Here is a 15382-nt window from a genome sequence, read left to right on the forward strand (position 1 = left end):
CGTTGAACTGATACAATTTTATGACCTGATTGCGAATCGAGGAGATGCCTTTAATACGACATTTCTTAATGCCCAAAGGGAAAATAACTTAAAAGGAAGAACACTTATGGCGCTTATTTCATGCCCCGAATGCAGCAGCAAGGTTTCGACCCAAGCCAACTCCTGCCCGCATTGCGGTTATCCGCTGCAGACCCAACGTCACACGCCCGAGTCAGGGGCATTACAATCACCGCATGTCTTGAGCCGCGCCATCATGGCACTCGGTGCTTGGCTGGTCACACCCTGGATCGCGCGACTTCTGTTCGGACTAGCGGTGCTTGTCTTTGTCTATTTTTCGCTCAAGAGTAAATAATTGATCTTAATGAAACAACTACATCATCTTGTTGTGGAGTTGTACACGTGATTTTTATTAAGCAACATAGGCATTTGAAGGATTTAAAGCGACTTAATTAAAACAAAACTCGGTCAACATATAAGTAGAGTAATTAGACATGTTTTCAATGAACAGGTTCATGGTGCTGGGAATGGCATTGCTCGCTTGCTCCTGCACGAAGTCACCCTCGGGTAACGAGGAAAAGACCAATGATGCGACTGCAAAAACAGCCAAAGTCACAGCCAAGTCCGCCGGGGATGTCGACTTCCCGATGATCCCGCAAATCGTTGTGCCAGAGATCATCGGCATTGGCCCGGCCCAGCGAGCACTGGAAGCATCAATGCAAGACATCATTGATCCAGTTGCTGGTATTAGCGTTAAGCCCGCTCACTGTGCAACCGACGGCGCATTACTCAACGATGCAGGCATCACCAGTATGGATGCTCAAGGCAATCTGTCGCGCAACGGGAATGAAGGTATCTTCCATATCGACGCAGACGGCAGTGGTACCGCCAACTACCAAGGCGGTGTCATCGTCGTCAACGCAGATGGCAGTGGCACAATCAACGGCAATGGCGACGGTGGCGCTGACGATGGAATCATCTCAGTCGAGGCCGATGGTTCGGGCACGTATAACGGCAAGTACGGCATCATCGTGCTGGACGGCAAAGGCGGTGGCACCTGGAACGGCGACCACGGGGTGATTCGCAACCAAGGTGATGGTTCAGGCAGTTGGAATGGTCCGCAAGGCATCGTCACCATCAACGCTGACGGCAGCGGTACATGGAACGGTCCGCATGGGTTGGTAAGCAACGACGGTAAAGGCAATGGCAGCATTGGCACACCAGCACGTCAAGTGAAAATGGCACCAATTCCCAAGGTCGCTCCAGCTGGCAAGTTTCCGCCGTTAAAAAAATTCGCTCCATCAGGCGCGCCATGCGGGTTCATCATCACTCTCAATGATCAGGTGTTGTTCGATTTCGACAAGTCAGATATCCGTCCTGACGCAGCGAAGGTGCTGAACAGCTTGGCCATGGCCTTGCAGAAAGTACCAGCCAAGGCAATAGAAATTCGCGGGCATACCGATGCCAAGGGCAGTGATGCCTACAATCTGGATTTGTCCGAGCGCCGTGCTAAATCCGTAGGCATGGCCTTGCGCCAGCGTGGTGCCGCAGCTGATGCCAGCACGCGTGGTTACGGAGAGTCGCAGCCAGTAGCGCCCAACGAGGTCAGCGGCCAAGACAACCCTGCTGGCCGACAGTTGAACAGGCGCGTGGAAATCTTCGTGCGCACTTGATGATGCGAGCGGGTCAACGATGGTCACGTTTTATACTCGTAAGCGTATTGCAATAGCTCAGTATTGCAATACGCATTTGATGAACGATAAAACCTTGTATCTTGTCTATATAGATTCCAATCTGGCAACTGATGATATGCCGATGTTTTTTTATTACTCGCTGGACTTAGTTGAATGAATACTTAAAGATGCCCGCAAATGCGATGAGTTTCCCCTGCTAAGATATCTCAACTTTAGCTTAGGCTATTTTCGCCATATCCACACTTCGCTGTTGTAACAGCTTTACCGCTTGCTTGGCTTGCCAACCCAACTCCATCATATCCAGATCAGGAATCTGATCATTTTCCATCACCATTTTTCCTGCTACAAACATCGCCTTAATATGTGCACGTCCGCCACATGCCACAGGCCCAATCGCCATATCATGCAATCCAAAATAACGAGGATCGTCTAACTGATAAATGACCAAGTCAGCCTGTTGCCCCACCTCAATTGTACCGACTTGATCAAGCCCTAAAATCTTGGCTCCCCCCACCGTTCCCCAACGGATTACATCCTCAATACTGGCAGCATCTGCACCACCTTCAAATTGTCCGCCCTCATATTGTGGTGTCGCCAACACCCCCTTTCTGGCTCGTTGTAATAACCAAGCAGCATGGGTTTCAGACAACATATCTGCGGCTTCATTGGAACCCGCACCATCTACCCCAATCGAAATGGTCATGCCTGCCTGTTCCAGAGCAACAAGATCGGCAATGCCACTACCCAAACGAGCATTACTCTGCGGACAATGCGCAATACCTGTTTTGGTCTGACCTAACAACTGAATTTCTTCGGGTAATAATTTCACTAAATGCGCAAACCAGACATCACTGCCAATCCAATCCTGCTCGGCACAGAACTGGACTGGGGTCATGCCAAACTTGGCTCTAGATGCATCCAAATAATCCACTGTTTCAGATAAATGGCTATGCATCCGAATCCCCAATTGTCTGGCGATTTTGGCGCTTTCCCGTAATTGCTGTGCTGTGGTCGAATGCAAAGTTGAAGTCGGTGCCATCACGATTTTTTGGAAAGCATCTGAATCTGGCTGATGATAGTGCTGCACCAAACGCTCAATATCCAACATATAGTCTTCAAATTTCTCTGGACGCAGGGCTTGAGGTAGCTCACTTTCCAAACCACGCGTTAAGGTTGCTCCACCACGACACAACACAAAGCGCATACCCAATTTTTCAGCTTCATCAAATAAAATTGCAGCACCATCAAACGGCATCTGTGGCCAATATAAATAATGATGATCTGCTACTGTTGCGCACCCCGAACGTAATAATTCAATTAAGCCAATCCTTACTGCAATCCGAAAAGTCGCTTCATCGAATGCACCACGAAATCGATACGGCGTACTGGCAAGCCATGAGGTCAGGTTTTGATTTAACCCTTGTGGTTCGCCCTTTAATAAAGATTGAAATAAATGGTGATGGGTATTTACCCATGCTGGGTAGATCACACAATCCTGAGCATTAACAACTTGTTCATTCGGCTGAGCACTTAACCGCCCTATTTCAGTAATTTGTCCTGATTGGATGCGGATATCAGTGGATGAACAACGTGCTTCGTCACCAGATAATCCGGTCAAAATGGCATGGGCATTTTGAATTAAATAGCTTTGATTTAATTGCTTTGAACTCATACTTGTTCACTCTCATGCCATTTACTTAAAAAGAACTGGCTTAATAAAGACATCACCACAAATAAGCCCAAACCCGTGCAAGTAATCAGGAATAGTGCAGCAAACATCAGTGGTAAATCCAACTGAAAACCTGCTTGTAAGATTTGATAGGCCAAGCCCGCACTGGTCCCACCCGCACCTGCAACAAACTCGGAAACCACCGCGCCGATCAGTGCCAAGCCACAGGAAATACGTAAACCACCAAAGAAATAAGGCAAAGCATTCGGCACACGTAAACGCATCAAAATCTGCCAGCGACTGGCTTTATTGATCTGGAAAAGGTTAAGCAAACCTTTATTGACACTACGCAAACCTAAAGTGGTATTGGTCAGTATTGGAAAAACCGCAACCAGCATGGCACACACCACCAACGCCAAAGTTGTATTTTGAATCCAGATGATGACCAGAGGTGCAATCGCGACAATCGGTGTGACCTGAAATAAAATGGCATACGGCATAAAACAGGCTTCGAGCACGCGACTTTGTACAAAGACAAAAGCGATCAATGTGCCAATCATTACGGCGCAGACAAAAGCCAATAAGGTGATTTTTAAAGTCACCCATAAACTACCGAATAGCACACTGGACTGATTAATCAGCGCCATAACAATATCACTGGGTTTAGGCACAACATAAACAGGGACTTCAAGTTGTTGAAAACTCAGTTGCCAAAACATGAGAAAAATCAGACCAAGCCCAAGTGGAGCGGCAATACGCTGTACGGTTGGATGTTGTAGCAATGGTTTAATCATGAGCATGCCCTCCGCTTGCCTCAGCCAATAATTGCGATAAATGCGAACATTGTTGAATAAAAATGTCTGAGCTTCGGAAAGACTCATCGCGTTGATAAGGCCCTTGAATGTTTAAATCCGCCACTACACGTCCTGGTCGTGCACCCATCACAATAACCCGTGAAGATAGATACACCGCTTCATAAATACTATGCGTGACAAACACCACTGTGAGATCTCGTTCTGACCATAATTGACGGATATCACTATCCAATTTATGACGGGTAAACTCATCCAATGCGCCAAAAGGTTCATCCATCAACAATAGATCAGGTTCTGTCACCAAGGCTCTTGCCAAAGAGGCACGCATTTGCATGCCGCCTGAAAGTTCACGCGGATAAACGGTGCCGAATTTTTCTAAACCAACGGCTTTTAAAGCAGCTTGGACTTTGGGCGTACTGGTTGATTTGGCAATATGCTGTAAATCCAAAGGTAAACGCACATTGTCTTCGATATTGGCCCATGGCATGAGCGTGGCTTCCTGAAATACCATGGCCATTTTGCATTGAGATTGCATTTCAGCCTTGCCATTCCAGCGCACCAAACCTGCTGAAGGTTGTTCCAGATCGGCAAACATTTTTAGCAAGGTACTTTTACCGCAGCCTGACGGTCCCAGTAATGAAACAATTTCACCACGGGCAATATTTAAATCTAGTCGCTGTAAAGCATTGGTCCCATTGGGATAGGTTTTTTCAACCCCTCTAGCCATAATCATCGGCGTGATAAAGGTTGAAGATTCATGTATTGGCGTATCAATTGGTAAAGCAGAATTCATGTGGTTTCCCCTTCGTGCGAGTGCCCTTTTTGTTCACCCTTTCACCCTGACTTACTTCTCAGGCAAGTATCTAAGATTATTTGGCTGCTTTAACAAACTGAGTGGTATAAGCGGCTTTCCAATTGGTTTGGGCTTTGAGTAAACCTGCATTCACCATAAAATCTCGGGTTGCTTTCCAACGTGTGTCTGTCATGACTCCAATGCCTTGAGTCTTGGCATCGCCACCATCAATCAGTTTTAATTTGCGCATTTGCCCCACTGCAAAAGTCAGTAGTTCATCATTCATATTCGGATTTTCTTTTTTAATGATGCTATTGCCCAAACGTGGATCAACTAAATAGTTTTTCCATCCCTCCATCGAAGCTTGGACAAAACGGCGCAGCACATCAGGTTTGTTTTGAATGACATCATTTCGGGTTACTAAAATGCCGCCATAAGCTGGATAACCCGCATCAGCAAATAAAAAGAAATTACTCGAAGGTTCTGCTTTTTTCGCCTGAAACACTTCTGAGGTGGCATAAGCTTGCTGGACTACATTTTTACCTGCTAAGAATGGCTGCATATTGAAGGTATAAGGGCGTGCCTGCGCGGCATCTAATTTATATTTGCCTTTTAACCAAGGCCACCAGCTTGCTTGTCCGCTGGTGGAGACTAGAATGGTTTTGCCTTTGAGATCAGCCAAAGACTTTACATCGCTGTGAGTGAGCACACCTTGGGGATCAAACTGGAATGGTGCTGCCACCGCTTTGATGGGAAAATTGCTTTCAATGCCTTTTAAAACCTGTAGGTCATAATTAATAATAATGTCGGCACGTTTTGACAATAATAAGGTCATGTTATTGACCTGTGGCCCACCGATTTTAATATCGACATCAAGTCCGTATTTTTTATAAATTCCTTGTGCCAGTGCTTGGTAATATCCACCTTGCTCAGCTTGTGCAAACCAAGTGGTTTGTAAAACCAATTTATCGGCTGCAAAACTGGTTGAGCTGAGCACTGTACTTAGCCCCAATAACGCGCCCGCGATAACAGTACGTCGCCCTTTGCCCACATAGTGCTGAATATTCATATTAAGACCCCTAAATCTGTATGGATTCATCTTGCTATTCTTTTTTAGGGGGTCAATCAATGTATAAGCTACACATTTCTCTCAAAGCCAAATCAATTGGCTTTGTCCCCAAAAGAGGAACAGCAAACGCTGCAGAGCAATGTCCCGTATGTTTGCAACATACTGACCGCTTATACTCAATCATGATTTAGCAAACTCTGTGCCAAGATTGATTTAATCTTGTTTTTTATAGCAATTCTCAAGGTTAGATTTATTTTTAATTGTTCTAAGATGAATAGACTGTATTGAGTCTTTGGTTTTGAGTGCAGTTTAATAGTGCATTAAGTAGGTACAGATGCACTCTCGGGGTGCTATATAAATACCTATTACTTAGAATTGGCTAATTCCAACGAAAGATATTTAAGATGCTATAATATCTTAATTAATTCAGCGGAAATATTAATGCTTGACCATCAGGATATCTACCTTTCCATCCGCAAATCATTCCTCCTCGCATAAAGGAATTCATCATCTTTCTGTGCAATAAATTCTGATCGGTGAAAATTATATTCGTCACAAATACATTATAAAGTTCACCACAAAGCACATCATACAAAGCTGAATTGGAATGAAGCTTGTAATATTCTTTTTCCAGAAAATTTTCAATTAAATCATAATAATTAGCATCAATTAAGGTTAATACATCATAAAAATTCATTGCAGTTAAATAATCAATAATTTCGTCAGTTCTAGCTTCATCTTCAAGAATCATTGTCCAGTATTGATAGTCACACCCTTTGTTGATGTCAACATCTTGATCTGTTGCAAAAATTTCCGCTTCGTTTGGGGATTCAATAATGATTTCATTTTCATATGCCATGAATTTTTTTATGAACAAATCATCTTGAATGATTTTTTTTAATAAATTCGAGGTTTCATATATTTTATTTTCAAGCATTTTTTAATCCCTTAAAGTTTTGAAAGTCTGTCATTTTTAGTTTTCCACTGATGCGGATAAATCATATCGACTCCAAGCCTCAAATACACCAAACCTAAACCATTAAACTTAGCTCAAAACTTAAACCTATAAGAGTTTATTGTTTTTTAAATTTCAAGGTTTTTGCAATATGCTCTAACCCATATACTCATCACGAATACCTTTTGATTTCCTATAAAAATAAATTACTACCCTCAGAACAATTAATGTGACTGCAAAAATCCCTACAGACAGCCATGTTTCACCAAAAAAGTGCTCTAGAAGTCTATAATAAAAATAGATTAGTATAAAAATTACTATATACTTCAAAAAGTTAATAAATCGCACTACTTTTTCACCTCTCCAATAATAGTGCGTTAAACTAACGCTAATGCACTTTCACAGTGCTGATATTTTTTTAATCTTATTTCTCTGCCCACCAGTCATTTGGCAATTGTTTGAAATTCGAAATGATAAGGGCGTTTCCATACTAGTCGTTGATTGTAAACATTTAAAATCCTGATAAAACAGCTCAACCACTTTCCCAACTCACATCGACGAATTCGCTATTCTCTGTGAATTTTACAGCCAGAATTTGCTCGGCAAGACCCTGAACTCCTTCGCCAATCACGTAGTCCATAATGATAGGCTCTCCCTTTTCAAAGTAAAATAACGAGACGGTTGTTAGACGCATTGCCTTCACAAAATCATGAACGTCTACTTCGACGGCCGTGCCATTCGGAGCAAGAGCTTCGATAATCGACCAGTCTTGATCCAGAGAATTTCGGGGAACTTCTTCTATATGAAATTTGATGAAACCTCGATCCTCTTCAAGATATAAGCCAATCTGTTTCCGTGCAGCGATGTCAAGAGCTGGCAAATTATTCAAATGATTAGAGAAGGCATCTAGGCGATGAATGTCCATTTTTTCGCCAGATACCACCCAAAGCGGGACATCAACGGTCTCTCCTGCCAGTGAGAACTTTTGCTCCCATATGACATCAACGCGCCCAGGATCGACAGCATCCGTATTCAATGCACCAAAATAAGAATGATCAATTTTGTTCATATATTCCCTCTGCAATAATTTTTACTAGATTTGAAGTTGCAACTTTAGAATCACAAAACCAATACGTTGTGTGTCTCTCCTTGAAGCGCTACATCAAATTCAATACCAATGCACTTGCACTAAGCCATTAAATCCAGCTTGAGACCTAACCTGATTAAAGCCTGCTATGCTTCATTTACACTCCCAACGAGGCTTGCAAGTTAACTCAGAAAAATCTGATGTAGAAAACTTATCATTTAGCTCTGTCAACTACCTTATGCATCCCAGACCAATTTTTGAGGGCAATTGAACATCCCTGTACTGAAATACCTTGGTAATTGATTGAGCAAAGCCAATATCTCTTCTCTTGAAAACTCCTGCCCATAAGAAGCTCGCTCAGCTTCGTACGGGACTTCTGCCCAGTAGAGATTCTTGCTCGCATCGTGCAGTATCTGAAAGCTTTGGCCTGTTTCATCGACCAAGCCAAGGTAATCACCTAAGTCCAGCAAGCACCAAAAATAGTCATCCAACAAGTCGGTAAATGTCACTCGAACTTCCGAGTCAAATTCTACCGTCCGCTCAATGGTGGGGTGCTGTTCAAAGTGAGCATAGACGACAAAATTGTCCCATGTGGCGGTTGCTAAGGCACGATTTTCTATACTCATTTCCATCATAGGCATCTTGTTCACAAAAGGCAGTAATCCATCTTCCAGCGTCCAAACTGGAAAATCATCCATTTTGCCACCAGTCGCTAAACTCCAAGCTTGGCAGCCCACATACAGCAGAGATTCACACCAGCTCATCTCAGGATTAACTCTATCGCCGAATATCCTCGGCCAGCGCAGTGATGCCTCGAACCACGCCTGTCCTCGTGCAATCGCATAACAGGAGGCATAAAGCAGCGCATCGTCGCCAAAGGGACCTCGTCTTGCACGCGATGCTATCAGCAACTTCTCCAATCGCTCTGTCAATCGTAATGCAAAGGCAACAATCTCATCGGGATGCAGATTGCTCAATGTGGATTTGAGTGGAAGTAGGCTTGCAATATCTTGTCCAGACAACAGCGATGGATGATCTACCTTTGTCATCAATGCCCAAAACTGGGACTCTGGCATGAGGGAGGGCAATGTGGTCATTGGTAGTTTATTCCATCAAAAGAGAGTAAAAATCGAAAATCTTCAGCAAGAACACTCTGTTATTCAATAAGTGATCACTGACGTCGGTGAGATAAATTACTCATATGACAACACTCCTTCTGAAGATCATTTGATTCAGTGACATCCTTTAGACAGATTAAAGTCCACTGTTGTTTGAATTTCAAGATTTTCACAAGAAATTGCAGTGTTTCCCCTCATATTGACCTCTTTCAATTTATAAACTGGCACAAAAAGTGCTTTATTCTTTCTGTCAGAGTAGAAGCGTTCAGCATAGTCAGTTACATCGGCTGCTATGTGGGTCATTGCTCAGAAATCAGCTCACTTTTTAATAAAGCTTTCTCTTATGAAAAAAGTGCAGCTCTTTTTTGAATGTGACCCCGTCTCTTTCAATCTATTTGATTGGGTCACGGTTTATCCAAAAGATGAGGTTGAAAATATGAATAGCGCCAATATGACTACATTAGCTGAACATGACTACAGCTTAGAAGAACTGCAAAAAGAAGCGCGTATGGGCGCTTTGGGACAAGAAACCTTTGAACGTGAAGTTCGGGTGATTGATTTATCCAACTTTGAACAACGTAAATATGAAATTGCTGAACAGCTTTGGGCAGCGGCAACGGATATTGGTTTTTTTCAGGTCTCGCATCATGGTATTCCCCTTGAGCAGATTCAAACCGCATTTGATATGACACAACAGTTTTTTGCTCTCCCTGAACCAGTTAAAGCGCGTTACCCGCTCAATCGCAATGCAGGTTGGGAAAGTAAGGCTCAGGTTCGTCCATCAACCAGTACCCCGGACCAAAAGGAATCTTACCAAATCACTCGCCCACGTATGGACGGGCTTTATCCAACCGAGCAAGAGCTACCTGACTTTAAAAATACCATGCTGGAATTTGAGCAGGCCTGCTGGCAAGTGGGTATGAAAATACTTTCCTGTTTCGCTTATAAACTGGGTTTTGCTGATAATTTCTTTACGCTGGCGCATGATCCGAAACAAGACAGCTATCAAAGCACTCTAAGAATGCTGCATTACTATGCCATTGATCCTACTTTAAAAGATCAATTGGGGCTATGGCGTGCCGGCGCACATACCGATTTTGATTGTTTAACCTTATTGTTCCAACGTAAAGGCCAAGGCGGATTGCAAGTCTGTCCAGGTAAAGATATGGAGCAACAACAATGGACCAGTATCGAACCACGGGATGATGTAATCACTTGCAATATCGGCGATATGTTGATGCGTTGGAGTGATGATCAGTTACCTTCTAATTTCCACCGAGTCAAAAATCCAGAAGCAGATGAATATCAAGGGCCGCGTTATAGTCTGGCATTCTTCTGCCAAGCCAATGAAGATGTGCTGATTGAAAGCCCACAAAAGAAATATCCAGCAATTACAGCCAAAGAATATCTAAAACAACGCATCAGTGCGAATTTTAAAGGGAAATACTAATCGTTGATTCATTGTAGACAGAGGCAAATTGTCTCTGTCTGCTCTTAAAAAAATACCGATTTTTTCCGTGATCTCTCTATCATATTTTAATATTCACGCTGGATTTTTCGTCCTAAAAACTTTTCTATTTCATCAAACATTTGATCAATTTCAAGCACCAGCAAATCGGGGTGGTTTCTTAGCCATTGCCCGTTTAACAGGATTAAATTTTCAGTCTTATTTAAGTCATAAAACGCATCATTTTTAAGTGCATCTCTGATTAAGTTAGGACCAAAATATTCGCTGTTAATATATTTTTCCAGTTCACCATCGGGTAGGTTGTCTACTTTTTCACATTGTTGAATAAACAAATGCAAAGCTTCTCTGCGCCTATTTTTTTAAGGCTATTGCTGATTTCCACATTTAACTCTGGCGACCATTGTGTGTTCCATACAAACTGCGAAAAATTACCATTGTTGTATTGAGCCAAATAAAAATCTACGTAAAAACTGCTCATAGCATCGGGGTGGATAGACTCTATATCAATGCCTTCTTCTCTCAATACATTCACAACTGAAATATTAGATTCAATCAGTCTAAAAATGTCACTACTCTCAAAGGCTTTTTTTGAGACAAAGATTTTGTTTAACTGCTGCATGAGTAAATTTCCCCTTTGGTTTTAAGCTAAAATAATGTATCAGCCAAAGAACCTAAAAAAGCTTCTAAATGCACCAGATTATTGAACAGAATAGGTCTTTTAAAAGAAAATAAAAAGCATGGTTAATGGTTACAAATTGACGATCTCTGACTGTACTAAAGCTTCAGTGATCCAACAGATGTGAGATAAATGATGGACATCACAATTACTGCCACCACCAATACGATCTACCACCAGAAAATCACTATCTGCTTCCAAAGTAATTAAAGGATGATGCCATACCCCTTGATGATAGGTAACACCCTGCTGCCCATTGCTGATAAAAGCTTGAATCCGTTGCTCATCAGGTTGTGTTTGATCAAAAGGCAACGCCACAACAACAATAAACTTCTGTTGCTGTAATGGAATAAAAGACTGTGAACCATAAGGATGTCGTTCTAACATCTCAATCTGAAATGGAATGGGCGTTGCAGACAGATTATGAAAAATGCTCATTCCTACGGCGACCTGATCGCCTGACACCTGTGCCAGAGATAAGGCATGATAGCGTTCAGTGAGTCCCTGATTAATCAGGATAAAGTCTTTATTGCTCTTTTCAATCACATCACCAAAAGCAGCAAAACTGTCTTGAGTTAAGGGCCGAATTTCAATATTTTTTTCATGCATAGGTTGATTCTCTTTAGATCAGTTGCATCGCGTGAGCAACACTGTCGCGCAAGGCAACTTTTGCGCTGTTGCTTTATTTGCTTAAAAATAACTACAGGTTATGCAATCAAATTAAAATCAAAAGCTCAAAAACCAATGGCTGCGCCATTGGTTTTTGAGGGTGTGCTAAGGGGCTTCGCCCCTTAACCCCCTGAAAAATCATTTTGCAACCAGTGCCGCTTTCCCCCATAAACGAATCCGACTAATCCCGCCATCAGGAATCATATTGACGCGGATATAATTCACTTTTTGATGTTGAAGCACTTCTGCAACATATTCATGAATATTGTCCATGCTCAAAGGTTGCTGTTCCAATAAAAAAGGCCAGAACATACTCTGTGGAATAAGTTGCGCATCGGTTGCATCTTCAATATAAGCAGCTTGAATCGAACAAAATGCAGGAAAATTCCCTTTAAAATACGCGGTATCTACATCAATTTTTTCAATCTGCCCTGTTTGTCCCAAAGCAATAATGCACCAATCAAAACCAGGGGCACGGCGACGTTTGGTCTCCCAACCATCGCCCATATTAATGCCGCGATCAGGACTGAGCAGATTATTCGGATGGCCGAAATGCGCATCACTAAAGGCCACAATACGCCCACCATTTTTTAAACCAATTAAATCCATCTGCTGAGTTGTATCGACATTTTCGAGTAGCACACGGCCATAGACTCTTAAACGTGCAATGCCCCCATCAGGGAAAATATTAATGCGAATATGGGTAATTTTCTGAGCGGCACAGTCGAAAAAATGATGCTGGTCTGGAGATAAAACTGAATTTTCTAATAAAGCAGTCCATGTAATACCTTCCAATTGATTATCTGGTGCATAGCAGCCCTCAATAGAAGCAGATGCCGGATAATTACCTGTAAAAAATGAGGTATCAATATCAAATCCAGATACAAGCCCTGTCACACCTAAACGAACAATACACCAATCATAACCAGACTCACGCTTACGTCGCGTTTCCCATCCATCCATCCACTTTCCATTGTCATCATATTTTCCTTCAATGAATTGAGCGGGTGTGCTTTGCAACATTCTTGCAGCTTCTGCAAAAAACTCATCGGAACAACTGACGATAGTTGCACCAATTCTGGCATCAGCAAGATTGGTTAACGCCTGCAAATGGGTCGGTAAAGCTACGGTTTTAGCAACATGCACTGTCATTGATCATTCCTGAAGGTTTCATTTCTATTCTATTATGCAAGATCCAGTCCAACTGGTCTGACCTGTTATTAAAAATATAGCTATTTTTAAGCAACAGCGCCAACAAAAAGATAAATTTTGTGTAGAATCAAACTGTTTATTTTTATATTTAAGGTGCGTTGCTGATGAGTCCACAGGCTATGCTCAATGGAAAATCCTCTCAGGTGACTGAGCAAGCGGTGGAAGTAATTCACCAACGCATTCAACAAAATACTTATGCAGTTGGTTCTGCCTTACCCTCGCAACGTGATCTTGCCCTCCAGTTGGGAATCAGCCGTGCTTCTTTACGTGAGGCATTAACCCGTCTTGCCGCTTTAGGATTATTGGAAATCAAGGCGGGTAAAGGGGTTTATGTGATTTCGCAGCATAGCCAAGCCGCAGAACAATGGGATGGCGAACACCGTGTTTCGCTTAAAGATTTCTACCAATTACGCTACGTTTTGGAAGGTTTTTGCGCCCTGCTTGCATGTGAATACTTAACCGAACAGGATAAGTCGACCCTCCAGCAACACTACCAATCACTTGCCAGTGCAATCAAACAACAGAACTGGCAGGCAGCCTCTGAATTTGATTATGCTTTTCACCAACATATTATTGAACTTAGCCATAATCAATCGATTATTCAAACACTTAAAATGCATACTGAATGGATTAAAAAAAGCCAGATTCTGCCTTTTGTTCAACCTAATCTGGCATTTAAAACCATTCAAGAACATGAATTAATTCTGCAAGCTTTATTTAATCAGGATGCAGCTGCGGCTGAAAAAGCCATGCAAGCGCATATTATTGGTGCTGCACAACGGGCGGGTGTGTACTTTTCTCGACATAACAGCTCAATCTAAGCACGAAAATTAAATCTGCACCACTTTGCCCCATGCTTTGAACCACATCAATGCAGCCTTTCTATTTTTGCTTTTTAATAAAGCAAATTATCTGGTATGACCAGTAAAACCAGTTGCTAAAATTGGCACACTTCTCGCTTAGAACTGTTTAGAAACTTATTTATATTTTAGGGTCTGAACGATGAATATTGCGATTGTAGGTGCAGGTATGGGCGGTTTGACTGCTGGTATCGCGTTAAAAAAATTTGGGCATCAGGTCACGATCTATGAACAAGCTGCCGAAATTTTACCCGTCGGGGCCGCTATTTCACTTTGGTCAAATGGGGTGAAGTGCCTCAACTATCTAGGCTTAACCGATCAAATTCAGGCGCTTGGTGGGCAAATGGAATCTTTGGCTTATGTGGATGGACTGAGCCAACAAACCATGACTCAATTTAGCTTATCACCTTTATATAAAGAAGTCGGGCAACGCGCCTACCCTGTCGCCCGAGCCGATCTACAACAATTATTAATGCAGCAATTTGGTCTGGCAGATATCAAACTGGGCATGAAAATGACGGCGATTGAAAGCCATCAAGATGATGTCACCCTTCATTTTCAGGATGGCTCACAAATTACAGCAGATTTACTGATTGGTGCAGATGGCACACATTCGCTCACCCGAAAATTTGTCCTCGGTTATCAGGTTGAACGTCGCTATGCAGGTTATGTGAATTGGAATGGTTTGGTTGATATTGATGAAGCGATTGCACCTGCCATGCAATGGACGACGTATATCGGTGAAGGTAAACGTGTGTCACTGATGCCTGTAGCCCAAAATCGTTTCTATTTCTTCTTTGACGTTCCTTTAGCAGCTGGATTGGAAAATCAGCGTGAACAGTATAAGCAAGACCTCAAATCTCATTTCAGCGGCTGGTGTGAACCTGTACAAAAACTGATTGAACGTTTAGATGAGCAAAAAACCAATCGTGTCGAAATTCATGACATCGAACCTTTTATGGATTTTTATAAAGGACGCGTGGTACTGCTCGGTGATGCAGCGCATAGCACCACTCCAGATATCGGACAAGGCGGCTGCCAAGCCATGGAAGATGCGATTTACCTCGCCCGCGCCTTGCAAATCAATACCTTTGGCTTAGAGGATGCACTGGCACGTTATCAAAACAAGCGCAATGATCGTACCAAAGAAATGGTCCTTCGAGCCCGCAAGCGTTGCGATGTCACCCATATGAAAGATCCACAAGTGACTGAAGAATGGTATCAATCGCTGTACCAAGAACAAGGCTCACATATCATGCAAGGGATTATCAGTAATATTATTGGCAATCCACTGGATTAA

Annotated in this window: 16 protein-coding genes; 5 read left to right on the top strand and 11 right to left on the bottom strand. The window is 42.6% G+C overall.

What is annotated here, in order from left to right; all coding sequences use genetic code 11:
* Positions 1-106 precede the first annotated feature (106 nt).
* Together F993_RS20095 and F993_RS10110 are read left to right on the top strand one after the other, a co-directional pair.
* On the top strand, positions 107-352 hold the full coding sequence (locus tag F993_RS20095; RefSeq protein WP_081401985.1) for a zinc ribbon domain-containing protein: 246 nt from the start codon (positions 107-109) through the stop codon (positions 350-352).
* Positions 353-491: 139 nt separating this feature from the next.
* A complete protein-coding gene (locus F993_RS10110; RefSeq protein ID WP_004654223.1) occupies positions 492-1670 on the top strand; it encodes an OmpA family protein in 1179 nt (392 codons plus the stop codon).
* 238 nt (positions 1671-1908) lie between these two features.
* Here F993_RS10110 and F993_RS10105 read toward each other — a convergent pair whose 3' ends face one another.
* From F993_RS10105 to F993_RS10075, 7 genes are all read right to left on the bottom strand, one after another.
* A complete protein-coding gene (locus F993_RS10105) occupies positions 1909-3363 on the bottom strand; it encodes an amidohydrolase family protein (protein WP_004654228.1) in 1455 nt (484 codons plus the stop codon).
* A complete protein-coding gene (locus F993_RS10100; RefSeq protein WP_004654232.1) occupies positions 3360-4154 on the bottom strand; it encodes an ABC transporter permease in 795 nt (264 codons plus the stop codon). The genes F993_RS10105 and F993_RS10100 overlap by 4 nt, the downstream gene beginning before the upstream one ends.
* Entirely contained in the window at positions 4147-4968 is an 822-nt protein-coding gene (locus F993_RS10095) for an ABC transporter ATP-binding protein (protein ID WP_004654233.1), read from the bottom strand. Before F993_RS10095 ends, F993_RS10100 begins: the two co-directional genes overlap by 8 nt.
* 76 nt (positions 4969-5044) lie before the next feature.
* Positions 5045-6037, bottom strand: a complete 993-nt coding sequence (locus F993_RS10090; protein ID WP_004654235.1) for an ABC transporter substrate-binding protein — start codon at positions 6035-6037, stop codon at positions 5045-5047.
* A gap of 421 nt (positions 6038-6458) precedes the next feature.
* Positions 6459-6974 carry a hypothetical protein gene (locus tag F993_RS10085; RefSeq protein ID WP_004654237.1) on the bottom strand — a complete coding sequence of 172 codons (516 nt, stop codon included), beginning with the start codon at positions 6972-6974 and terminating at the stop codon, positions 6459-6461.
* A gap of 550 nt (positions 6975-7524) precedes the next feature.
* A complete protein-coding gene (locus tag F993_RS10080; RefSeq protein WP_004654238.1) occupies positions 7525-8061 on the bottom strand; it encodes a DUF2004 domain-containing protein in 537 nt (178 codons plus the stop codon).
* Positions 8062-8315: 254 nt separating this feature from the next.
* Positions 8316-9176 (bottom strand): DUF4240 domain-containing protein, encoded by an 861-nt coding sequence (locus F993_RS10075; RefSeq protein ID WP_004654240.1) that lies wholly within the window; start codon positions 9174-9176, stop codon positions 8316-8318.
* Positions 9177-9633: 457 nt separating this feature from the next.
* Between F993_RS10075 and F993_RS10070 the strand changes: the two genes are divergently transcribed.
* Complete coding sequence (locus F993_RS10070; RefSeq protein WP_032812714.1) at positions 9634-10647, top strand: isopenicillin N synthase family dioxygenase; 1014 nt, start codon at positions 9634-9636, stop codon at positions 10645-10647.
* Between the two features lie 86 nt (positions 10648-10733).
* On the opposite strand, the gene F993_RS19895 is transcribed toward F993_RS10070, so the two are convergent.
* From F993_RS19895 to alc, 4 genes are all read right to left on the bottom strand, one after another.
* Positions 10734-10997: a hypothetical protein gene (locus tag F993_RS19895; protein WP_050560256.1), complete on the bottom strand. Its 264-nt coding sequence runs from the start codon at positions 10995-10997 to the stop codon at positions 10734-10736.
* Positions 10970-11284 carry a DMP19 family protein gene (locus F993_RS19900; protein WP_004654247.1) on the bottom strand — a complete coding sequence of 105 codons (315 nt, stop codon included), beginning with the start codon at positions 11282-11284 and terminating at the stop codon, positions 10970-10972. The genes F993_RS19895 and F993_RS19900 overlap by 28 nt, the downstream gene beginning before the upstream one ends.
* A gap of 129 nt (positions 11285-11413) precedes the next feature.
* Complete coding sequence (locus tag F993_RS10065; RefSeq protein ID WP_004654249.1) at positions 11414-11950, bottom strand: ureidoglycolate lyase; 537 nt, start codon at positions 11948-11950, stop codon at positions 11414-11416.
* 198 nt (positions 11951-12148) lie between these two features.
* Positions 12149-13162, bottom strand: coding sequence for an allantoicase (alc, locus tag F993_RS10060; protein ID WP_004654251.1), 1014 nt, complete (start codon positions 13160-13162; stop codon positions 12149-12151).
* Between the two features lie 164 nt (positions 13163-13326).
* Between alc and F993_RS10055 the strand changes: the two genes are divergently transcribed.
* Positions 13327-14043 carry a FadR/GntR family transcriptional regulator gene (locus F993_RS10055; protein ID WP_004654252.1) on the top strand — a complete coding sequence of 239 codons (717 nt, stop codon included), beginning with the start codon at positions 13327-13329 and terminating at the stop codon, positions 14041-14043.
* A gap of 181 nt (positions 14044-14224) precedes the next feature.
* Entirely contained in the window at positions 14225-15382 is a 1158-nt protein-coding gene (gene hpxO, locus F993_RS10050; protein ID WP_004654253.1) for an FAD-dependent urate hydroxylase HpxO, read from the top strand.

This window comes from Acinetobacter proteolyticus (genome assembly GCF_000367945.1).
GTDB lineage: Bacteria > Pseudomonadota > Gammaproteobacteria > Pseudomonadales > Moraxellaceae > Acinetobacter > Acinetobacter proteolyticus.